Annotated in this window: 20 protein-coding genes; 11 read left to right on the forward strand and 9 right to left on the reverse strand. The window is 70.5% G+C overall.

All coding sequences use genetic code 11. The features are described 5' to 3' along the window. Positions 1 to 55 precede the first annotated feature (55 nt). The 5 genes from leuA to ACIHFE_RS01850 all read left to right on the forward strand — a co-directional run bounded on the left by leuA (position 56) and on the right by ACIHFE_RS01850 (position 4,904). Positions 56 to 1,843, forward strand: coding sequence for a 2-isopropylmalate synthase (gene leuA / locus ACIHFE_RS01830; RefSeq protein WP_400103505.1), 1,788 nt, complete (start codon positions 56 to 58; stop codon positions 1,841 to 1,843). Positions 1,844 to 2,076: 233 nt separating this feature from the next. Further along, complete coding sequence (locus ACIHFE_RS01835; protein WP_400104391.1) at positions 2,077 to 2,754, forward strand: TerB family tellurite resistance protein; 678 nt, start codon at positions 2,077 to 2,079, stop codon at positions 2,752 to 2,754. 43 nt (positions 2,755 to 2,797) lie between these two features. After that, positions 2,798 to 3,550: a DNA repair protein RecO gene (gene recO / locus ACIHFE_RS01840; RefSeq protein WP_400103507.1), complete on the forward strand. Its 753-nt coding sequence runs from the start codon at positions 2,798 to 2,800 to the stop codon at positions 3,548 to 3,550. 14 nt (positions 3,551 to 3,564) lie between these two features. Next, positions 3,565 to 4,386 (forward strand): isoprenyl transferase, encoded by an 822-nt coding sequence (locus ACIHFE_RS01845; protein WP_400103509.1) that lies wholly within the window; start codon positions 3,565 to 3,567, stop codon positions 4,384 to 4,386. Next, on the forward strand, positions 4,383 to 4,904 hold the full coding sequence (locus ACIHFE_RS01850) for a YcxB family protein (RefSeq protein WP_400103511.1): 522 nt from the start codon (positions 4,383 to 4,385) through the stop codon (positions 4,902 to 4,904). The genes ACIHFE_RS01845 and ACIHFE_RS01850 overlap by 4 nt, the downstream gene beginning before the upstream one ends. A 71-nt stretch (positions 4,905 to 4,975) precedes the next feature. On the opposite strand, the gene ACIHFE_RS01855 is transcribed toward ACIHFE_RS01850, so the two are convergent. The 4 genes from ACIHFE_RS01855 to ACIHFE_RS01870 form a co-directional block, all read right to left on the reverse strand. Beyond that, on the reverse strand, positions 4,976 to 5,386 hold the full coding sequence (locus ACIHFE_RS01855) for a Fur family transcriptional regulator (protein WP_400103513.1): 411 nt from the start codon (positions 5,384 to 5,386) through the stop codon (positions 4,976 to 4,978). A 102-nt stretch (positions 5,387 to 5,488) separates the two neighbouring features. Next, positions 5,489 to 6,364, reverse strand: coding sequence for a metal ABC transporter permease (locus ACIHFE_RS01860; protein ID WP_400103515.1), 876 nt, complete (start codon positions 6,362 to 6,364; stop codon positions 5,489 to 5,491). Then, positions 6,364 to 7,131, reverse strand: a complete 768-nt coding sequence (locus tag ACIHFE_RS01865; protein ID WP_400103517.1) for a metal ABC transporter ATP-binding protein — start codon at positions 7,129 to 7,131, stop codon at positions 6,364 to 6,366. Before ACIHFE_RS01865 ends, ACIHFE_RS01860 begins: the two co-directional genes overlap by 1 nt. 26 nt (positions 7,132 to 7,157) lie before the next feature. Then, on the reverse strand, positions 7,158 to 8,135 hold the full coding sequence (locus ACIHFE_RS01870) for a metal ABC transporter substrate-binding protein (RefSeq protein ID WP_400103519.1): 978 nt from the start codon (positions 8,133 to 8,135) through the stop codon (positions 7,158 to 7,160). Between the two features lie 209 nt (positions 8,136 to 8,344). On the opposite strand from ACIHFE_RS01870, the gene ACIHFE_RS01875 reads away from it, so the two are divergent. Next, entirely contained in the window at positions 8,345 to 9,727 is a 1,383-nt protein-coding gene (locus ACIHFE_RS01875; RefSeq protein WP_400103521.1) for a glycine--tRNA ligase, read from the forward strand. Positions 9,728 to 9,798: 71 nt separating this feature from the next. Here ACIHFE_RS01875 and ACIHFE_RS01880 read toward each other — a convergent pair whose 3' ends face one another. Next, a complete protein-coding gene (locus ACIHFE_RS01880; protein ID WP_400103523.1) occupies positions 9,799 to 10,401 on the reverse strand; it encodes a Uma2 family endonuclease in 603 nt (200 codons plus the stop codon). 60 nt (positions 10,402 to 10,461) lie between these two features. After that, positions 10,462 to 10,926 (reverse strand): hypothetical protein, encoded by a 465-nt coding sequence (locus tag ACIHFE_RS01885; RefSeq protein WP_400103524.1) that lies wholly within the window; start codon positions 10,924 to 10,926, stop codon positions 10,462 to 10,464. Positions 10,927 to 11,089: 163 nt separating this feature from the next. Between ACIHFE_RS01885 and ACIHFE_RS01890 the strand changes: the two genes are divergently transcribed. Then, entirely contained in the window at positions 11,090 to 12,349 is a 1,260-nt protein-coding gene (locus ACIHFE_RS01890; protein WP_400103526.1) for a histidine kinase, read from the forward strand. Further along, positions 12,337 to 12,981: a response regulator gene (locus tag ACIHFE_RS01895; RefSeq protein ID WP_400103528.1), complete on the forward strand. Its 645-nt coding sequence runs from the start codon at positions 12,337 to 12,339 to the stop codon at positions 12,979 to 12,981. Before ACIHFE_RS01890 ends, ACIHFE_RS01895 begins: the two co-directional genes overlap by 13 nt. Before the next feature lie 161 nt (positions 12,982 to 13,142). On the opposite strand, the gene ACIHFE_RS01900 is transcribed toward ACIHFE_RS01895, so the two are convergent. From ACIHFE_RS01900 to ACIHFE_RS01910, 3 genes are all read right to left on the reverse strand, one after another. Beyond that, positions 13,143 to 13,724, reverse strand: a complete 582-nt coding sequence (locus ACIHFE_RS01900) for a TetR family transcriptional regulator (protein WP_400103529.1) — start codon at positions 13,722 to 13,724, stop codon at positions 13,143 to 13,145. Positions 13,725 to 13,841: 117 nt separating this feature from the next. Continuing rightward, positions 13,842 to 14,843: an aldo/keto reductase gene (locus ACIHFE_RS01905; RefSeq protein WP_400103531.1), complete on the reverse strand. Its 1,002-nt coding sequence runs from the start codon at positions 14,841 to 14,843 to the stop codon at positions 13,842 to 13,844. A 110-nt stretch (positions 14,844 to 14,953) separates the two neighbouring features. After that, entirely contained in the window at positions 14,954 to 16,279 is a 1,326-nt protein-coding gene (locus ACIHFE_RS01910) for an MFS transporter (RefSeq protein WP_400104392.1), read from the reverse strand. A gap of 254 nt (positions 16,280 to 16,533) precedes the next feature. Between ACIHFE_RS01910 and ACIHFE_RS01915 the strand changes: the two genes are divergently transcribed. The 3 genes from ACIHFE_RS01915 to ppdK all read left to right on the forward strand — a co-directional run bounded on the left by ACIHFE_RS01915 (position 16,534) and on the right by ppdK (position 21,843). Then, on the forward strand, positions 16,534 to 17,496 hold the full coding sequence (locus ACIHFE_RS01915; RefSeq protein ID WP_400103533.1) for a helix-turn-helix transcriptional regulator: 963 nt from the start codon (positions 16,534 to 16,536) through the stop codon (positions 17,494 to 17,496). 80 nt (positions 17,497 to 17,576) lie between these two features. Then, a complete protein-coding gene (gene dusB / locus ACIHFE_RS01920; RefSeq protein WP_400103536.1) occupies positions 17,577 to 18,725 on the forward strand; it encodes a tRNA dihydrouridine synthase DusB in 1,149 nt (382 codons plus the stop codon). A gap of 253 nt (positions 18,726 to 18,978) precedes the next feature. Next, on the forward strand, positions 18,979 to 21,843 hold the full coding sequence (gene ppdK, locus ACIHFE_RS01925) for a pyruvate, phosphate dikinase (protein ID WP_400103538.1): 2,865 nt from the start codon (positions 18,979 to 18,981) through the stop codon (positions 21,841 to 21,843). Positions 21,844 to 22,025: the final 182 nt, after the last annotated feature.

Consider the following 22,025-nt stretch of genomic DNA (forward strand, 5'->3'; position numbering starts at 1 on the left):
GAAACCGCCCCGTCGGCCCTCTCCAGCAGCGGATATCCGAGGAGAACCGCGCATCATGCCCGAGAAGCCCGAGAAGCACGGGATCGCCGAGTCCATGGGCCGTCCCACCCCCATCACCGCCGCCACCGTGACCCAGCGCCCGTCCGGCATGCCCATCCACCGCTACGGCCGCTACGAGGCCGTGGATCTGCCCGGCCGTACCTGGCCGGAGCGGCGGATCACCGCCGCGCCGCGCTGGCTCTCCACCGACCTGCGGGACGGCAACCAGGCGCTGATCGATCCGATGTCCCCGGCCCGGAAGCGGGAGATGTTCGATCTCCTGGTGCGGATGGGCTACAAGGAGATCGAGGTCGGCTTTCCGTCCTCGGGCCAGACCGACTTCGACTTCGTCCGGTCGATCATCGAAGAGGACGCCATCCCGGAGGATGTGACCATCTCCGTGCTGACCCAGGCCCGGGAGGAGCTGATCGCCCGGACCGTGGAGTCGCTGCGCGGGGCGCACCGGGCCACCGTCCACCTCTACAACGCCACCGCCCCGCTGTTCCGGCGGGTGGTCTTCCGGGGCTCGCGCGAGCAGGTGAAGCAGATCGCGGTGGACGGGACCCGGCTGGTGGTGGAGTACGCGGAGAAGCTGCTGGGCCAGGAGACGGTCTTCGGCTACCAGTACAGCCCGGAGATCTTCACCGACACCGAGCTGGACTTCGCGCTGGAGGTCTGCGAGGGGGTGATGGACGTCTGGCAGCCGGAGGACGGCCGCGAGATCATCCTCAACCTGCCCGCCACCGTGGAGCGTTCGACGCCCAGCACGCACGCCGACCGCTTCGAGTGGATGTCGCGGAACCTGTCCCGGCGGCAGTGGGTGTGTCTGTCGGCGCATCCGCACAACGACCGGGGCACCGCGGTGGCCGCCGCCGAGCTGGCGGTGATGGCCGGGGCGGACCGGGTGGAGGGCTGCCTGTTCGGGCAGGGCGAGCGCACCGGCAATGTGGACCTGGTGACGCTGGGCATGAACCTGTTCTCCCAGGGCGTCGATCCGCAGATCGACTTCTCGCAGATCGACGAGGTGCGGCGGACGGTGGAGTACTGCACCCAGATGGAGGTGCACCCGCGCCACCCCTACGCCGGCGATCTGGTCTATACCGCCTTCTCCGGCTCCCACCAGGACGCCATCAAGAAGGGCTTCGAGGCCATGGAGGCCGGGGCCCGGGCGGCCGGCAAGGGCGTGGACGAGATGGAGTGGGCGGTGCCGTACCTGCCCATCGACCCCAAGGACGTCGGACGGTCCTATGAGGCGGTCATCCGCGTCAACTCCCAGTCGGGCAAGGGCGGAATCGCCTATGTGCTGAAGAACGACCACAAGCTGGATCTGCCGCGCCGGATGCAGATCGAGTTCTCCCGGATCATCCAGGCCCGCACCGACGCCGAGGGCGGCGAGGTCAGCCCGCAGGAGATCTGGGCGGTGTTCCGGGACGAGTACCTGCCGGACGGGGAGCGGCCCTGGGGCCGGATCCAGCTGCGCTCGGCGCAGACCACCACCGGCGGGGAGGGCACCGACGCGCTGACCGTGGAGGCCGTGGTGGACGGGACGCCTACGGTGCTCACTGGTACCGGCAACGGCCCGATCTCCGCGTTTGTGGACGCGCTGGCCGCCATTGGCGTGGACGCCCGGGTGCTGGACTACACCGAGCACACCATGAGCGAGGGTGCCAGCGCCCAGGCCGCCTCGTACATCGAGTGCGTGATCGACGGCCGGGTGCTGTGGGGCATCGGCGTGGACGGCAACACCACCCGGGCCTCGCTGAAGGCCCTGGTGTCCGCGGTCAACCGGGCCTACCGGGGCTGAGTCCCTTTCCTTGTAAGGGAGTTGTCAAGAGTGCGCCACCGAAACCACCGGATCCGGTGGGGTCGGTGGCGTGTTCGAGGGGTGCCGCTCCGAACTCCGGGCAACTCTGCGCACGGGGTACTGACGGCACATTGCCGATGTGGCTAACATCACGTCAACGCGGCGACACTGCCGTGGCGTTATGGAGGTGCCCGGTGAAGCACGCGCAAGGCCGACGCAGCCCCGACCGGTGTGTGCTGGGCGTACGCACCGTGTGGCGCACCGTCGGTGACGGCGAGTTCTTCTGCCCCGGCTGCGGTGGGGACCGCAACTACCACCGCCGGGTCGGCCGCCGGCGCCTGGTGGTGTTCGGGCTGCCGCTGCTCTCGCGCGGGCCGGCCGGGCCGGTCGTGGAGTGCACCGCCTGCGGCGCCCGCTATGGCATGGACACCCTGGACCACCCCACCACCACCCGCTTCTCCGCGATGCTGCGGGACGCGGTGCACACGGTGGCGCTGGCCGTGCTGGCGGCCGGGGGCACCGAGGCACGTACGGTGCGCCGGGCCGCGGTCGGCGCGGTACGGGCCGCCGGGTTCGCGGACTGCAGCGAGGAGCAGCTGGTCACCCTGATCGAGGCGCTGGCGGCGGACACCGGGCGCCTGCCGGGCCTGCGGCCGCCCGCCGGGACCGGCTTCGACGCCCGGGGTACCGCGCTGGCCATCGAGCTGCACGAGGCACTGGAGCCGCTGGCTCCGCACCTCGCCCCGGCCGGGCGGGAGTCGATTCTGCTGCAAGGGGCGCGGATCGCCCTGGCCGATGGCCCTTACCGGCCCGCGGAGCGGGAGGTACTGGGCACGGTGGGGCGGGCGCTGTCCCTGTGCCCGGAGGAGACCGAGCGGCTGCTGGCGGCGGCGACGCGGACTCCGTCCTAGGGCCGTCCCGCCCGGACGGAACCCGTGCGGGACAATGAGTGGCATGACTCTGTTCCGCGACGACGGCATCGTGCTGCGCACCCAGAAGCTGGGCGAGGCGGACCGGATCATCACCCTGCTGACCCGGGGCCATGGCCGGGTGCGCGCCGTGGCCCGTGGCGTACGGCGGACCAAGTCGAAGTTCGGCGCCCGGCTGGAGCCCTTCTCCCATGTGGATGTGCAGTTCTTCGCCCGTGGCGGGGAGCTGGTCGGCCGCGGGCTGCCGCTGTGCACCCAGACCGAGACCATCGCCGCCTACGGCAGCGGCATCGTCACCGACTACGCCCGCTACACCGCCGGCACCGCCATGCTGGAGACCGCCGAGCGGTTCACCGACCACGAGGGCGAACCGGCCGTACAGCAGTACCTGCTGCTGGTCGGCGGGCTGCGCACGCTGGCCGCGGGGGAGCACGCGCCCGGCCTGATCCTGGACGCCTTCCTGCTGCGCTCGCTGGCGGTCAACGGCTACGCGCCCAGCTTTGACGCCTGCGCCCGCTGCGGCATGCCCGGGCCGAACCGGTTCTTCTCCACCGCCGCCGGCGGGGTGGTCTGCGGGGAGTGCCGGGTGCCCGGAAGCGTCGTACCCTCCTCGGAGTCGATCGAGCTCCTCGGTGCCCTGCTCACCGGGGACTGGGCGACAGCGGACGCGTGCGAGCCGCGCTACGTCCGGGAGGGCAGCGGTCTGGTGGCGGCGTATCTGCACTGGCACCTGGAACGGGGGCTGCGCTCCCTTCGTTATGTCGAGAACAGCAACTAGGAGAAGTGGCACCCATGGCACGACGCGGGATTCTGGGCCGTCCCCGACGCGAGTACCGCACCCCCGAGCCGCATCCGTCCGGGGCCAGGCCGCCGAAGATCCCCGGTGAGCTGGTGCCCGAGCATGTGGCGATCGTCATGGACGGCAACGGCCGCTGGGCCAAGGAGCGGGGCCTGCCGCGCACCGAGGGGCACAAGGTGGGCGCCGAACGCGTCCTGGATGTGCTGCAGGGCGCCATCGAGATGGGCGTGGGGAACATCTCGCTGTACGCCTTCTCCACCGAGAACTGGCGCCGTTCGCCGGACGAGGTGCGGTTCCTGATGAACTTCAACCGCGACTTCATCCGCAAGACCCGGGACCAGCTCGATGAGCTGGGCATCCGGGTGCGCTGGGTGGGCCGGATGCCCAAGCTGTGGAAGTCGGTGGCCAAGGAGCTCCAGATCGCCCAGGAGCAGACCAAGGACAATGACGGGCTCACCCTCTACTTCTGCATGAACTACGGCGGGCGCGCCGAGATCGCGGACGCGGCGGCCGCCATCGCCCGCGAGGTGGCGGCGGGCCGGCTGGACGCGTCGAAGGTCAGCGAGAAGACCCTCGCCAAGTACATGTACTACCCGGACATGCCGGATGTGGACCTGTTCCTGCGTCCCTCCGGTGAGCAGCGCACCTCCAACTACCTGATCTGGCAGAGCGCTTACGCCGAGATGGTCTTCCAGGATGTGCTCTGGCCGGACTTCGACCGGCGCGACCTGTGGCGGGCCTGCCTGGAATTCGCCCAGCGCGACCGGCGCTTCGGCGGGGCGCTGCCCAACGAGGCGCAGGCGGACGGGAAGTGAGCGTTTCCACGGCGGCCGTCTCGCTGGAGTTCCAGCTGACCGTCGACGACTTCCGGGCCGCGATCCGCGCCCGGAACCGGGTGGTCACCAAGGCCCGGCTGACCAATGTGGCGGCGTGGCTGCTGCTGGTGCTGGCCCCGGCGGGGCTGGCGCTGCACATCCACCGGAGCGGCGTGGGCGCGGTGGGCCTCAGGGAGTGGGCGCTGCTCGTTGCCGCCTGCTACTTCTTCGCCCTGCAAGTCCTGGGCTACCAGGCCCTGTTCCACCGGGGCCGGCTGCGCCGGCACGGCCCGCGCCGGGTGACGGTGGACGACCATGCGGTGGTCTGCGCCGGTGCCGAGTCCACGACCCGGCAGGCGTGGATGCAGTTCGGCTGCTATCTGGAGCGCCGGAACCTGTTCGTCCTGCTGTCCACGGACCGGCAGTGCATGGTGATCCTGCCCAAGCGCGGACTCACCGCCGCCGGTGACGAGGACCGGCTGCGGGCACTGCTGGAGTCGCGGCTGCCCCGCGCGTAGCACAACGCGTAGAACAACGCGTAGAACAAACCGCCCCGGGCGCTGCCCGGGGCGGTTTCGCTATGGGGGCGTCAGCCCTTGACCGCGCAGTCCCCGCAGGTGCCGAAGATCTCCACGGTGTGGGCGATGTCCACAAAGCCGTGTTCCTGGGCGATGGCATCGGCCCAGGTCTCCACGGCGGGGCCTTCGACCTCGACCGCCTTGCCGCACACCCGGCACACCAGATGGTGGTGGTGCCCGCTGGAGCAACGGCGGTAGACCGCCTCACCGTCGCTGGTGCGCAGCACATCCACCTCACCCGCGTCGGCGAGCGACTGCAGGGTGCGGTAGACGGTGGTCAGGCCGACCGAGGCGCCGCGGTGCTTGAGCATGTCGTGGAGCTCCTGCGCGCTGCGGAACTCATCCACCTCGTCCAGCGCGGCCGCCACCGCGGCTCTCTGCTTGGTGGATCGGCCGCGTACCGGGGGACCGGCGGTCGCCACAGTTGCCTCCTCAAACTCGGCTGCACACCCAACGCACGTACCTGGCCAATTGTGCCAGGCCCCGGGGAGGGGCCAGTACTCGCCGCGGAGGGGCTGGGGTCCTTACACTCCCACCTCGTCCGCGGTGTCGGCGAGCGTGCAGCGCTCCTCGTCGGCGGTTCTGAGCGCCCGCTTCCGGGCCAGCGGGGCGGCCAGCGCGGTGAGCACCAGGAAGACGCCGATGGCCATCAGCACAATGGTGGCGCCCGGCGGGACGTCCACGTAGTACGAGGTGGCGGTGCCCGACAGGGTGACCAGGACACCGATGGTGACGGACAGCGCCAGGGTGGTGGCGAAGCTGCGGGCGATCTGCTGCGAGGCGGCCACCGGGATCACCATCAGCGCGCTGACCAGCAGCAGGCCCACCACGCGCATGGCGACCGTGACGGTCAGCGCGGCGGTGATGGCCACCAGCAGGTTCAGCAGCCGTACCGGCAGTCCGGTGACCCGGGCGAACTCCTCGTCCTGGCAGATGGCGAACAGCTGCCGGCGCAGGCCCAGGGTGGCCACCACCACAAAGCCGGCCAGCAGGCAGATGGCCACGATGTCCTGCTGGGAGACGGTGGTCAGGGAGCCGAAGAGATAGCTGACCAGGTTGGCGTTGGAGCCGGAGGAGGAGAGGTTGATCAGCATCACTCCGCCGGCCATACCGCCGTAGAAGAGCATGGCCAGGGCGATGTCGCCGCGTGCCTTGCCATAAGAGCGGATCAGTTCCATGGCCACCGCACCGCCGACGCAGACCGCGGCCGCCACCCACACCGGGCTGGTGTTGAGCAGGAAGCCCAGGCCCACGCCGGTGAGGGCGACATGGCCGATGCCGTCGCCCATCAGCGCCTGGTGGCGCTGGACCAGGTAGATGCCGATCGCGGGGGCGGTGATGCCGACCAGCAGGGCGGCGAGCAGCGCCCGTTGCATAAAGGCGGCGTCGAGGATGTCCATCAGCTCAGCAGTCCCGTCCGAGTGGGTTCCGCGGCCGGATCGGCGTGCGGGTGTACATGGTCATGGCCGGGGAGGGCGTGCTGGCCCACGGCCTCGGGCGGCGGTCCGTCATGGACCACACAGCCGTCGCGGAGCACCACCGCGCGGTCGATCAGCGGCTCCAGCGGACCCAGTTCATGCAGCACGAGCAGCACCGTGGCGCCCAGGTCCACCTGGGCGCGCAGGGCATGGGCGAGGACCTCCTGGCTGGCCAGGTCCACCCCGGCCATCGGCTCGTCCATGATCAGCAGCTCGGGTTCGCCGGCCAGCGCCCGGGCGATCAGCACCCGCTGGTGCTGGCCACCGGAGAGCGCGTTCACCGAGTCCTTGATCCGGTCGGCCATGCCGACCAGGTCCAGCGCCCGGACCACGGCCTTCCGGTCCGCCTTGCGCACCGGGCCCAGCCGGGTGCGGGCCAGCCGCCCGGCGGAGACCACCTCGCGCACCGTGGCGGGCACCCCGCCGGCGGCGGTGGTGCGCTGCGGGACATAGCCCACCCGCGCCCACTGCCTGAAGCGCCGCCGGGGGACGCCGAACAGCTCCAACTCGCCGCCGGTCAGCGGGACCTGGCCCACGATGGCGCGTACCGCGGTGGACTTGCCGGAGCCATTGGCGCCGAGCAGGGCCACCACCTCGCCGCGGCCCACGGTCAGGTCGATGCCGCGCAGGACGGGGCGCGAGCCCAGCGAGGCGGTGGCACCCCGGAGGGATATGACGGGCTGCTCCATGACTGTCTCCGTCGCTGTGTTCTCTGTCACTTGCTGCCCAGCGCCTTCTGCAGGGCGGCCAGATTGGCGTTCATGACCTCGATGTAGTCCCGGCCCCTGGACTTGTCGGTGATGCCTTCCAGCGGGTCCAGGACATCGGTCTTCAGATGCAGGTCGCCGGCGAGGGTCCGGGCGGCGGCGGGGCTGGCGAGGGTCTCGAAGAAGACCGTGCTGACATGGTGCTCCTCGGCCAGCCTGTGCAGGTCCTTGATCCGGGCGGCGCTGGGCTCGGACTCCGGGTCCACCCCGCTGATGGCCTCCTCCGTCAGGCCGTAGCGCTCGGCGAGGTAGCCAAAGGCGGCGTGGGTGGTGATGAAGGTGTCCGAGGCGCGGTTCTTCAGCCCGTCGGCGAACTTCTGGTTGAGCCGGCCCAGCTGCTCGACCAGGGCGTCGGTGTTCTTCTGGTAGTCGGCCCGGTGGCCGGGGTCGGCCTCGGCGAGGGTCTTGCCCACGCCCTTGGCGACCTCGGCGTAACGCACCGGATCCAGCCAGATGTGCGGGTCGGCGCCGTGTTCGGACTCCGAGTGGGAGCTGTTGTCGCCGGTGGTGTGGTGGCGGCCGTCGACCTCGGTGCCATGGACTTCCTGGCCGGTGAGGGAGGCCGCGTCGACGATGTGCGAGACGCCGGACTGCTTGACCGCGTCGTCCACCGCGGGCTGCAGACCCTTGAGATAGACGACCGCGCCGCTCTTGCCGAGCTCGGTGATCTGCCGGGGCTTGAGTTCCAGATCGTGCGGTTCCTGGCCCGGCTTGGTGAGGCCGGTGACATGGACGTGGTCCCCGCCTATTCGCTCGGCCAGGAACTCCAGGGGATAGAACGATGCCGTGACCTTGAGTTTGCCGTCCTTGTCCCACTTCGCCGGGCTGTCGGGGGAGCAGGCCGTGAGGGTGGCCAGGCCCAACGCGAGGGCCGCGGCGACGGCGGGCGTGGTTATTCGGAAGGCGCGGGACGGACAGACGTTCATGACAGTCATTTTCAACAAAACTGGAAACGATTGTCAACAAGTCGAGGTGGCCGGAGGGTGCCCGGCCTCCACCGGAACCGATTTGATTAAGGGGGTATCCGCGCCGGTAACCTGAAGCATTCGCCCGCCCGTCTCCCGACCACCACCCCCCATCGAGGCGCTCCGCGCCACCCTGTCCATTTGTTCGTCGTCGCAATGAAGAGAGCACCGTGGCCGCCGACAAGATCGACACCATCGTCAGCCTGAGCAAGCGCCGTGGCTTTGTGTATCCGTGCAGTGAGATCTACGGCGGTCAGCGTGCCGCCTGGGACTACGGTCCGCTCGGCGTGGAGCTCAAGGAGAACATCAAGCGTCAGTGGTGGCGTTCCATGGTCACCTCGCGCGACGACGTGGTCGGTCTCGACTCGTCGGTCATCCTGGCCCGTGAGGTCTGGGAGGCGTCCGGCCACGTCGCCACCTTCACCGACCCGCTGACCGAGTGCACCTCCTGCCACAAGCGCTTCCGCGCGGACCACCTGGAAGAGGCGTACGAGGCCAAGCACGGCAAGCTCCCCGAGAACGGCCTGGCCGACGTCAACTGCCCGCACTGCGGCAACAAGGGCGGCTTCACCGAGCCCAAGCAGTTCTCCGGCCTGCTCTCCACCCACCTCGGCCCCACCCAGGACACCGGCTCGGTGACCTACCTGCGCCCCGAGACCGCGCAGGGCATCTTCACCAACTTCGCCCAGGTGCAGCAGACTTCGCGGAAGAAGCCGCCGTTCGGCATCGCCCAGACCGGCAAGTCCTTCCGTAACGAGATCACGCCGGGCAACTTCATCTTCCGTACCCGCGAGTTCGAGCAGATGGAGATGGAGTTCTTCGTCAAGCCGGGCGAGGACGAGACGTGGCACGAGTACTGGATGGAGCAGCGCTGGAGCTGGTACACCGACCTCGGTATGCGCGAGGAGAACATGCGGTGGTACGAGCACGCGGCGGAGAAGCTCTCCCACTACTCCAAGCGCACCGTTGACATCGAGTACCGCTTCAACTTCGGCGGCACCGAGTTCTCCGAGCTGGAGGGCATCGCCAACCGCACGGACTACGACCTGAAGGCGCACTCCAAGGGCTCCGGCCAGGACCTGTCCTTCTTTGACCAGGAGGCCGGCGAGCGCTGGTTCCCCTATGTCATCGAGCCGGCGGCCGGCCTCAACCGCGCCATGCTCGCCTTTATGCTCGACGCCTACAACGAGGACGAGGCGCCCAACGCCAAGGGCGTCATGGAGAAGCGCACCGTGATGCGCCTCGACCCGCGCCTGGCCCCGGTCAAGGTCGCCGTCCTGCCGCTGTCCCGCAACCCGCAGCTCTCCCCCAAGGCCAAGGGCCTGGCGACGGACCTGCGCAAGCACTGGAACATCGAGTTCGACGACGCGGGCGCCATCGGCCGCCGCTACCGCCGCCAGGACGAGATCGGCACGCCGTTCTGCGTCACCGTCGACTTCGACACCCTTGAGGACAACGCGGTGACCGTGCGCGAGCGCGACACCATGAAGCAGGAGCGGGTGTCCCTGGACCGCATCGAGTCCTACCTGGGCGGCCGCCTGCTGGGCTGCTGATCCGGTTCTCCGGCCTGGGCCTGGGCCCCGGTTCCGCCGATCCCGGCGGGGCCGGGGCCCTTGGCTGTGCGTCAGAACTCCCAGTCCACCGTGTCCAGTTCGCAGTTGAAGGGGGCGGGGATGGCGACCTTGTCGCCGAACTTGATCTGGGTGTGGGCGCGGTAGCCGCGATCCGGCGAGGGGTCCGAGTAGACCGTGACGGCACGGCGAGCCGTGTCCACCAGGACGTACACCGGTACCCCGGCCCTGCCGTAGACATCCAGCTTGTCCGTGAGGTCGATGAACCGCGTGGCCGGCGAGGTCACTTCGGCCGCCAGCGACAGCGCCGAGCCGGGCAGCAGGATGCCCTGGACGTGGCAGGCGTCGTCGTCCGCGACATGCACATCGGGGCCGTAGCCCCGCGCCAGTCGTGGAAAGACATAGAGGTGCGGCGACCCCATGGTGCTGTGGCCCGCCGGCTCATGGAGCGACAACTGGTCCACCAGGGAATCGAGGATCGGCCCGTAACGGGGCAGGGTCCAGGGCGAGCAGACGATCTTCCCGCCGATGATCTCCGCGCGATAGCCGTCCGGCATGGCCTCGTTGGTCAGTTCCAGGTCACTGCACAGCATGTCGAACGGCAGCTCCGGCTCGCCGTCGCAGGCCAGCAAGGGCAGTTGGCGGGGTTCACACATGGGGCCTCCCATCAGTTGGGTGAGCGTGGTGGCACAGAACGTAGCGACCCCCACTGACACTCACCCCCGCCGCGCGAACCCCCGCACCGCCATCAGCCCGCACACCGCCGCCATCGGCAGCTCCGCGCAACAGGCCAGCACCACGGCCGAGATGAGGTCCGCGCCCTGCGCCGCCGTGAGCACGTCGAACCAGGCGTCCACCACCAGCAGCGGGGCCGTCGCGGCGGCGGTCAGGACATGGCGGGGGTCGCGGCGGATCACCAGCAGGCCGGTGGCGATCAGGGCGGCGGCCTCCAGGAGGTCCAGGCCCACCCATACCTCCGGGGAGTTGGCCGGGCCGGTGAGCCCCGCCGCCAGCAGACACAGCCAGGGGAGCAGGGCCAGCCCGCTGCCGAGGAGGACCCAGCCCAGCAGGGGGCGCGGGGCGGGGGCGGGCGGCAGCTCGCCGAACAGCGGGATGACCTCGGCCAGTTCCTCGCGCTGGCCAAACTCCTCGGCGCGGCACGGGAGGTGGACGACGGTCATCGGATGCTCCTTGATGGACGGGCGAATGCGACCCATTCAGAATCGCCGCCAGGAGCGCGGAAGTCGGTAGCGCGGGTGTCCGGACCTGGGTGGTGCTGGCTATACCCCCAGGTCGGGCAGCAGCGGCATGGTCGGCGCTGACCAGCGGAATTACGGTGTAGCCATGCACATTCCCACTGCCCTGCAGCCCCTGCTGCGCCCCTTCCGCAACGCCGGACGAGCGGTCGCCTTCCATACCACCGGAGTCCTGGTGCAACTGGCCGCGCTGCTGGTGCTGGCGCTGCCCTGGCTGCCCGGCGGGCCCACCCAGGTGCTGAGCGTACTGGCGGCGATCTTCCTGCCGCTGGCCGCACTGGTGGCGGCGGCGCCGCTGTTCACGGCGCTGCAGCGGGCCCGCTTCCGGGCCCGGCTGGGCGTCGAGATCCCCCGCCTGGCGCCTGTCGCGGGCGCCACCAGCCGCGAGCGGGTGGCCAACTGGCTGCGCGGCGAGGCCGCTTGGCGGCAGGTGGCCTACCACCTGGTGGTCGGGCCCCTGTGCGCGCTGGCCGCGGTGGGCGTCCTGCTGCTGTGGGCCGCCTCGATCTGGGCGACCACCATCTGCATCTGGATGTGGGCGGTGCCGGTTGAGGACCGAGTAAAGTTCGCCCGCTATGCCCTGCAAGCCGGATTTGTCACCGCCCTCGGGGTGTGCGGTCTGGTTGCCGCCGCCTGGCTCTCCACCGCCCTGGCCCGGCTGGAAACCCGCACCGCGGCCAACCGCCTGGGCCCCAGCCGCGCCGAGCAGTTGACCCAGCGGGTGGCCGAGGTCACCGAGAGCCGGGCCGCCATGGTGGACGCGGCGGACGCCGAACGCCGCCGGATCGAACGGGACTTGCACGACGGGGCCCAGCAGCGACTGGTCTCCATGGCCGTCAACCTGGGCCTGGCCAAGGCCACCCTGGGCGATCTGCCGCCGGACGCCCGCAAGGTGATCGACGAGGCGCACCGGGAGGCCAAGGAGGCCATCGAGGAACTCAGCAATCTGGTGCGCGGGCTGCACCCGGCGGTGCTGGAGGACCGGGGGCTGGACGCGGCACTGTCCGGCCTGGCCGAGCGGATGCCGCTGCCGGTGCGGGTCCGGGTGGATCTGGAGTCCCGGCCCGTCCCGGCGGTGGAGGCGGTCGCCTACTTTGTGGTCTCCGAGGCGCTGGCCAATGTGGTCAAGCATGCCCAGGCGTCCAGGGTGGAGGTCACGGTCGAACGGTTCGGGGGGATACTGCTGGTCGTCGTCTCCGACGACGGAGTCGGCGGGGCCGACCCGTCGGGCGGCACCGGACTCGTCGGGCTGACCAAGCGCGTCGCCTCGGTGGACGGCACTTTCTCGATCAGCAGCCCCGTGGGGGGCCCGACCGTTGTGACTGTGGAGCTACCGTGCGCGCCGTGATCGCCGAGGATTCCGTACTGCTGAGGGTGGGGCTGGTGAAAGTCCTGGAGGCCGCCGGCTTCGAGGTGACGGCCGAAGCGGACGATGCCCAGGGCCTGCTGACGGCGGTTGAGGAACACCGGCCCGACCTGGTGGTCAGCGATGTACGGATGCCGCCGGGCTTCGCCGACGAGGGGGTGCGGGCCGCGCTCCTCATCCGCCGGCAGTGGCCCGGCACGGCGGTGCTGCTGCTGTCCCAGTATGTGGAGGAGCGCTACGCCACCGACCTGCTGACCGGTGACACCCGTGGGGTGGGCTATCTGCTCAAGCAACGGGTCGCGGACGTCGAGGAGTTCATCGAGGTCCTGCGCCGGGTGGCCGCCGGCGGCACCGCGCTGGACCCGCAGGTGGTCTCCCAGCTGCTGGTCCGCCGGCACAGCGACCCGCTGGAACGGCTCACCGCGCGGGAGCGCGAGGTGCTGGAGCTGATGGCGGGAGGGCGCTCCAACGCGGGAATCGCCGAGCGGCTGGTGGTCAGCGAGAGCGCGGTGGCCAAGCACATCAACAGCATTCTGGCCAAGCTGGACCTGCCCAAGGCGGACGCGGACCACCGCAGGGTGCTGGCGGTACTGCGATTCCTGGGTGTGGGCTAGGCCCCGTTCACTGTCGGGATTTCCTGTTGGGTGCGGGCAGCCGATGGCTGCTCGCACCCCGCGGCGGAGCCGCATGATGCCCAGGGGCGGGCCCCAACAGGGGCGCGGGGAACCGCGCGATCAGCCACAGACAGCCCGCACCCCAAACACGACGCGCGCCCTCAGGGCCGCAAACCCCGCAGCACCAGCTCGCAAACCTCCGCAAAGGCCGCGTCGATCTCCGGCCGGCCCCACTCCGCCGCATGCCCGGGATCATGGAAGCGACCCGTCGCATCCCAGACCGCCCGCGCCGTGGCCACCGGATCCGCGGAGGCGAACTCGCCCTGGGCCACGCCACTTTGGACGATCCCGGCGAGCTGGTCCAGCATAATCGCGATATGCCGCTCGACCGTGGCGCTGTTCTCGCCGGCCAGCACCAGATAGGTGGCGAACAGCTCGGGGTCATCACCGGCCTTGTGGCGCTTGGCGGCGAACAGGGCGGTGAGCCACTCGCGCAGCCGGGGGCCGGCCGGGCCCTCGGACCGGGCGATGGCGGACAGCCGGGTGTGCGACTGGTCCAGCCAGCGGTCGGTGACGGCCTCCCGCAGGGCGGCCTTGCTGCCGAAGTGCCGGTAGACACTGCCATGGCTGACGCCCAGCGCCCGGGCCACATCCACCACGGTGGCCTTGGCCGGGCCGAAGCGGCGCAGGACATCCTCGGTGGCCTCGAGGATGCGGTCGGGGGTCAGGGTCTCGGGCGGCATGGCGGTGCGGGGTCCTTTCCTGCTCGGTGGGCGTGCTGAGGACGCCTCTACGGACCGTACCCGGCGGACGGCCGCCGATGGGGCCCGGCCCCGGGGGAGTGCGCCCCACCCGTCCGGTTACCGCTCGCTGTCCAGGCTGGACATCTGTGCGGCGGGGTAGCGCTCGCCGGCGGCCGCCCCGGCGGGCACCGCCTCCTCGATGGCGGCCAGGTCCGCCGGGCTCAGGGCGACATCCAGCGCGCCCAGCGCCTCGGCCAGCCGGTCCCGGCGGCGGGCGCCGATCAGCGGGACGATCTCCTCGCCCTGGGAGAGCACCCAGGCGATGGCGATCTGCGCCACGCTGACGCCCTTGGCCTCGGCGACCTTGCGCAGCGCGTCGACCAGATCGAGGTTGTGCTGGAGGTTCTCGCCGCTGAAGCGCGGGCTCATACCCCGGAAGTCAGTGGGGGCCAGCTTGGGGTCGCGGCTCCAGTGGCCGCTGATCAGGCCGCGGGAGAGCACCCCATAGGCGGTGACGGCGATGCCCAGCTCCCGGCAGACGGGCAGGATCTCCTGCTCGATACCGCGGGAGATCAGCGAGTACTCGATCTGCAGATCGGCGATGGGGGCCACCGCGGCCGCCCGGCGGATGGTCTCCGCACCCACCTCGGAGAGACCGATGTGCCGGACATACCCGGCCTGGACCAGCTCGGCGATGGCGCCCACCGTCTCCTCGATGGGAACGGCGGGGTCGAGACGGGCGATGCGGTAGACGTCGATGTGCTCGGTGCCCAGGCGCTGCAGGGAGTAGGCGGCGAAGTTCTTCACCGCGGCGGGGCGCCCGTCATAGCCGCCCCAGCCGCCGTCGGGGCCGCGCAGGGCGCCGAACTTCACGCTGGTGAGCGCCTTCTCCCGGTTGGCGCCGGCGGACCGCAGGGCCTCGCCGATCAGCAGCTCGTTGTGGCCCATGCCGTAGAAGTCACCGGTGTCCAGCAGGGTGATGCCGGCGTCCAGGGCGGCATGGATGGTGGCGATGGACTCGGCACGGTCGGCCTCCCCATAGAGGGCGGACATGCCCATGCAACCGAGGCCGAGGGCGGAGACCTGGGGGCCGGTGGTGCCAAGGGTGCGGTGCTGCATGGGAACTCCTCATCTCGCGGGGAACGACGGCGCCCATCAGAGTGACACATGGAATGACAGATTTCAATATCTGTCATTCCATGTGCGTCAGGGGTGGCCACCTCGTCCCCTCACCGCATCCGGCGCGGGAGCAGCAGGCTCAGCCCCACCGTCACCGCCGAGGCAGCCAACTGCACCCCGAGCGTGGCCGTCAGGGCGTCGCCCATGCCCACCGAGGGCACCAGCGACAGGAAGAGAGTGCCCAGCGTGGCCACACCCAGGGCCATAAAGGACTGCTGCGCGGTGACCGTGACCCCGCCGCCGACACCGGCCTGGGTGACCGGCACCTCGCTCAGCATGGTGCGCATGGTCAGCGGGAACAGCAGGCCCTGGCCCGCACCCTGGATGGCGAGCGCGGGCGCTATGCCCCAGGCGTTGAGCCCGTCCCAGCCCCAGTGGAAGGTGGCTATCCCGGCCAGCAGGCCGACCGCCTGGAGCAGCGCACCGGTGGTCACCACCCGGCGGCCATGGCGCGCCGCCAGCCGCGGACCGGCCATCGAAGCGGCGAAGAAGGCCACGCACAGCGGCACCAGCGCCAGCCCGGCCGCCATCGGGCCCAGCCGCAGCCCCTCCTGCAGGGCCACCGCCATCACGAACATAAAGCCGCCCCAGCCGAGGCAGAACGGGATCAGCACCAGCAGCCCGCTGCGCATCGAGGGGATCCGCAGCAGGGAGGGCGGCACCAGCGGAGTGCGCCCCTGCCGCTCGGCGCGGCGCTCGACGAGGACAAAGCCCACCGTGGCCAGCGGGAACACCGCCAGCAGCAGCCAGGACCACAGCGGCCAGCCGGTGGCCCGGCCCTCGGTCAGCGGCAGCAGCAGCGAGACCAGGGACAGCGACAGCAGTGCCGTGCCCGGCCCGTCCACCCGGGTCGGCTGCTCGGAACGGGTCTCCGGCACCGTGCGCAGCGCCAGCACCAGGGCGGCCACCGCCACCGGGGCGTTCACCAGGAAGATCGACCGCCAGCCGGTGCCGGCTATGTCCAGCGAGACCAGCACTCCGCCCAGTATCTGGCCGAGCGCGCTGGCCACTCCGGCCGTGGAGCTGTAGTAGCTCATCGCCCGGACCCGCTTGGCACCGCTGGTGGTGGCCTGGATGGTGGCCAGCACCTGCGGCATCATCAGGGCCGAGGCCGCGCCCTGGGCCACCCGGGCGGCCACCAGGGTCCAGGCGTCGGGAGCCAGGCCACAGGCCACCGAGGTGATGCCGAAGGCGGCCGTGCCCCACAGGAACAGCCGCCGGCGGCCGAACATGTCACCGAGGCGGCCGCCCAGCACCAGCAGCACCGCGTAGGCGACGCCATAGCCGCCGACCACCATCTCCAGCATCGCCGGGCCGGCGTTCAGGTCGTGCTCGATGGTGGGCAGGGCGACATTGACGATAAAGGCGTCCAGCATCGGCAGCGCGGCGCCGAGCAGCACCGTCAGCAGGCCCAGCGCGGTCAGCGCGGGGGAGCCGGCAGCGGGAGAGGCGGTGCGGGGGGAAGCGTCGGAGGGCGTCGGGGCCGGCCGTTGTGGGGCGGGTGCGGGGGCGGTATGGATTTCGCTCACGGATACGACGATCCCGCACGCCACAGCCTGGTACCAGAGTCTCCTTATCCTGGTACCAGCAGTACCTGGCAACCCGCTGAACCGTCCCGCACCCTGGAGGCATGACCACCATGGCCCCCGAATCCCCGGCCCTCTCCCCCGGCGCCCCCGGCCTCCCCGGCGAGGCCCGCGCGACCGGCGCGACGGGCCCGGCCGGCGCCGCCGCCGACAGCATCCGGCGCGGCGAGCTGGCCGCCTTCCTGCGCAGCCGCCGGGAGCGGATAACGCCGGAGCAGGTGGGCCTGCCGCGCGGGGCCCGGCGCCGCACCCCCGGCCTGCGCCGGGAGGAGGTCGCCCAGCTCGCCGCGGTGGGGGTCACCTGGTACACGTGGATGGAGCAGGCCCGCGACATCCAGGCATCCGTCCAGGTGCTGGACTCGGTGGCCCGCGCCCTGATGCTCGACCGCGGCGAGCGCTCCCATCTGTTCGCCCTGGCCAATGTCGCCGACCCGATGCCGGACACCGCCTGCACGGGGGTGCCCGAGGCGCTGCTGCAGATGCTGGAGCAGCTGGAGCCCTTCCCGGCCTGTGTGCAGAACGCCCGCTACGACATCCTGGCCTACAACCGCTCCTACGGTCAGCTGCTCTGCGACCTGGACGCCCTGCCGGCCGCCGACCGCAACTGCATGTGGCTGGCCTTCACCAATCCCGACTGGCGGGCCAGGCTGGTGCAGCGCGAGGAGACCATCCGGCTGATGACCGCCAAATTCCGTGCCGCGATGGCCGAGCATGTGGCCGAGCCGGCCTGGAAGTGCCTGGTCAAGCGGCTGCACGAGGCATCGCCGGAGTTCCGGGAGATATGGGCGCGGCATGAGGTGGTGCACGATGTCACCAACCGCACCAAGGCCTTCCAGCATCCCGAGGTCGGGGTGGTCGAGGTGTGCCACAACAGCCTGTGGCTGGGCCCCAACCACGGCCCCCGGCTGAGCACCTACACCCCGGTGGACCAGGAGACCCGCGAGCGCCTGGAGCGGCTGCACCGGCTGGCGCTGAGCAGACGGCCGGCCGCCGCCTCCGCCGGATGAGGGACAATTGAGGGTCGTCCCCCCGTCCATATGGATCCCGCCCGCATGACCGAGGAAGCCCCTTGATGAAGCAGCCGAGCATGACGCAGCCGACGCGGCCCGCACAGCTGAGGATCGGCCCGCACTCGGTGCAGCCGCCGGTGGTGCTGGCCCCGATGGCCGGCATCACCAACGCGCCCTTCCGCACACTGTGCCGGGAGTTCTCCGGCGGCAAGGGGCTGTTCGTCAGCGAGATGATCACCACCAGGGCGCTGGTGGAGCGGGACGCCAAGACCATGCGGCTGATCCATTTCGATGACACCGAGAAGCCGCGCTCCATCCAGCTCTACGGCGTCGACCCGGTGACCGTCGGCAAGGCCGTCCGCATGATCGTGGACGAGGATCTGGCCGACCATATCGACCTCAACTTCGGCTGCCCCGTTCCCAAGGTGACCCGCAAGGGCGGCGGCTCCGCCCTGCCCTTCAAGCGCAACCTGCTGCGCTCCATCCTCCGCCAGGCGGTGGGCAATGCCGGGCAGCTGCCGGTGACCATGAAGATGCGCAAGGGCATCGACGACGACCACCTCACCTACCTCGACGCCGGCCGGATCGCGGTGGCGGAGGGCGTCACCGCCATCGCCCTGCACGGTCGCACCGCCGCCCAGCACTACGGCGGCACCGCCGACTGGGAGGCCATCGCCCGGCTGAAGGAGGCCGTCCCGGAGATCCCGGTGCTCGGAAATGGCGATATCTGGTCGGCCGAGGACGCGGTGCGGATGATGCGGCAGACCGGCTGTGACGGAGTGGTGGTCGGCCGCGGCTGCCTGGGCAGGCCCTGGCTGTTCGGCGATCTGGTGGCCGCGTTCGAGCCGGATGGCACCGGTCCCGCCGCGCCCACCCTGCGCGAGGTGGCCCGGGTGATGCTGCGCCATGCCGAGCTGCTGGGCCAGTGGCTGGAGAACGAGGAGCGCGGCGTCATCGACTTCCGTAAGCATGTGGCCTGGTACACCAAGGGCTTCTCGGTGGGCTCGGAGGCGCGCAAGAAGCTGGCCGTGGCCTCCACGCTGGCCGAGTTGGACGCTCTTCTGAGCGAGCTCGACCTGGACCAGCCCTGGCCGGTGGGTGCCGACGGCCCGCGCGGCCGTACCTCCGGCCGCAACCGGGTGGTGCTGCCGGACGGTTGGCTGGACGATCCCTACGACTGTGCGGCGGTGAGCGCCGATGCGGAGCTGGACACCTCCGGGGGCTGAGCGGCGCCTTCATTGGGCCGTTCGGGGGACTCCCGGCGGCGTGATTCTCGCCACCTCTGATAAGGGGTCTGCTCAGATGAGCGATCTCCAGAGGGGTGCACCTTTCAAAGGGTGGCACTGGGTGCCACTCTTTGTGGGTTCAAAAGGTGACGACAGGGGTGCCATTTTCTCGACGGTCCGTAACGGTCCGGATGGGCTCCGTGCGGTCGCGTTCAAGAAGTGAACGACCCCTGTCCAGGGCCCTGTTCTGCCGATGACTTTCGATCTGTTGGCAGACAGGCGGTTAAGGCCCTATGACGATGGAGTGGACCTCCTCAGAAGCCTTCGATCTGGGTACGCTCCCCGCCGTCAGGGCAGCCCTCCCCACCTGCGTCCGGGAGGCCCCAGTGAGGAGTCGAGTCCCGTGCCGGTAAACGAAGATCGCCAGAAGTTCGTCTACGACTTCACCGAGGGCAATAAGGACCTCAAGGACCTTCTCGGTGGAAAGGGTGCGAACCTCGCCGAGATGACCAACCTCGGTCTGCCCGTCCCTCCGGGCTTCACCATCACCACCGAGGCGTGCAAGGTCTACCTCGCCGAGGGGCAGGAGCCCCCGGCCCTGCGCGACGAGGTGTCGGGGCACCTTGACGCGCTGGAGCGGCGGATGGGCAAGAAGCTCGGCCAGACCGACGACCCGCTGCTGGTGTCGGTCCGTTCGGGTGCCAAGTTCTCCATGCCCGGGATGATGGACACCGTCCTCAACATCGGCCTCTCCGATGACTCGGTGACCGGGCTGGCCGCCCAGGCCGGTGACGAGCGGTTCGCCTGGGACTCCTACCGCCGGCTCATCCAGATGTTCGGCAAGACCGTGCTGGGCGTGGACGGCGAGCTCTTCGAGGAGGCGCTGGAGGAGACCAAGCACGCCAAGGGCGTCATCACCGATGTGGAGCTGGACGCCGCCGATCTGCGCGGTCTGGTCGAGGAGTTCAAGTCCATCGTGGCCCGGGAGACCGGCCGGGACTTCCCGCAGGACCCCCGTGAGCAGATGGACCTGGCGATAAGGGCGGTCTTCGACTCCTGGAACGGCGAGCGCGCCAAGCTCTACCGCCGCCAGGAGCGCATCCCCGGCGACCTGGGCACCGCGGTCAACATCTGCTCGATGGTCTTTGGCAACCTGGGCCCGGACTCCGGCACCGGTGTCGCCTTCACCCGTGACCCGGCCAGCGGCCACCAGGGCGTCTACGGCGACTACCTGCAGAATGCCCAGGGCGAGGACGTGGTGGCGGGCATCCGCAACACCGTTCCGCTGGCCGAGCTGGAGGAGCTGGACAAGGCGTCCTACGACCAGCTGATGCAGATCATGGAGACGCTGGAGACGCACTACCGCGATCTGTGCGACATCGAATTCACCATTGAGCGCGGCAAGTTGTGGATGCTGCAGACCCGGGTGGGCAAGCGCACCGCCGGTGCCGCCTTCCGTATCGCCACCCAGCTGGTGGACCAGGGCCTGATCAGCGAGGCCGAGGCGCTGCAGCGGGTGACCGGTGCGCAGCTGGCCCAGCTGATGTTCCCGCGCTTCGACGAGAAGGCCAAGGCGGAGATGCTGGGCCGGGGCATCGCCGCCTCGCCGGGCGCCGCGGTGGGCAAGGCGGTCTTCGACTCCTACACCGCCGTCAAGTGGTCGCGCTCCGGGGAGAAGGTCATCCTGGTCCGCCGGGAGACCAACCCCGACGACCTCAATGGCATGATCGCCGCCGAGGGCATCCTCACCTCCCGTGGCGGCAAGACCTCGCACGCCGCCGTGGTGGCGCGCGGCATGGGCAAGACCTGTGTCTGCGGCGCCGAGGAACTGGACGTGGACACCAAGCGGCGGCGGATGGTGGCCCCGGACGGCACGGTGATCGAGGAGGGTGACGTCATCTCCATCGACGGCTCCTCCGGCAAGGTCTACCTGGGCGAGGTCCCGGTCGTCCCGTCCCCGGTGGTGGAGTACTTCGAGGGCCGGATGCACGCCGGCGCCGATGACGCCGACGGCCTGGTGCAGGCGGTGCACCGGATGATGGCCTTCGCCGACCGGATGCGCCGGCTCCGGGTGCGGGCCAACGCCGACAACGCCGAGGACGCCTCCCGCGCCCGCCGGTTCGGCGCCCAGGGCATCGGGCTGTGCCGCACCGAGCACATGTTCCTGGGCGAGCGGCGGGAGTTGGTGGAGCGGCTGATCCTGGCCGACACCGCGAGCGAGCGGGACCAGGCGCTGGGCGCCCTGATGCCGCTGCAGAAGACCGACTTCGTGGAGCTCTTCGAGGCGATGGACGGACTGCCGGTCACCGTCCGCCTGTTGGACCCGCCGCTGCATGAGTTCCTGCCGGACATCACCGAGTTGTCGGTGCGGGTGGCGCTCGCCGAGTCCCGTCAGGAGCCGCATGAGAACGACCTCCGGCTGCTGCAGGCGGTGCACAAGCTGCATGAGCAGAACCCGATGCTGGGTCTGCGCGGGGTGCGTCTCGGCCTGGTGATCCCCGGCCTGTTCGCCATGCAGGTACGGGCCATCGCCGAGGCCGCGGCCGAGCGCCGCAACGCCAAGGGCGACCCCCGCGCCGAGATCATGATCCCGCTGGTGGGCACGGTCCAGGAGCTGGAGATCGTCCGCGAGGAGGCGGAGCGGGTCATCGCCGAGGTGGAGCAGGCCCATGGCGTCCGGCTGGGACTGACCCTGGGCACCATGATCGAGCTGCCCCGGGCCGCACTGACGGCAGGTCAGATCGCGGAGGCCGCCGAGTTCTTCTCCTTCGGCACCAATGACCTCACCCAGACCGTCTGGGGCTTCTCCCGGGACGATGTGGAGGCCAGCTTCTTCACCGCGTACCTGGAGAAGGGCATCTTCGGCGTCAGCCCCTTCGAGACCATCGACCGGGACGGCGTGGGCTCGCTGGTGCGGGCGGCCGCCGAGGCCGGCCGGGCCACCCGGCCCGACCTCAAGCTGGGCGTCTGCGGTGAGCACGGCGGTGACCCGGAGTCGGTGCACTTCTTCCATGAGGTGGGTCTGGACTACGTCTCCTGCTCCCCGTTCCGCGTCCCGGTGGCGCGGCTGGAGGCGGGCCGGGCGGCCGCGCTGGCCACCGGAAGCGACAGCCGCTGAGGCCCGGCCGGTAACCCGGACGTAACACAAGGTCCATCCAGCAGTCACCGGAGCGGTCCTCGCGGGACCTCAGCCCTCAGCCCGCGGGGCGGCTCCGGCACCGGGAAACCGGCGAAGGGGCGGCGCCCGTGCGGGAGCGCCGCCCCTCTTTACTCCCCCACCGGGAGTTGTTGCCGCCCGCA

The sequence above is a fragment of the Streptomyces sp. NPDC052396 genome (assembly GCF_044593195.1).
Taxonomy (GTDB): domain Bacteria; phylum Actinomycetota; class Actinomycetes; order Streptomycetales; family Streptomycetaceae; genus Streptomyces.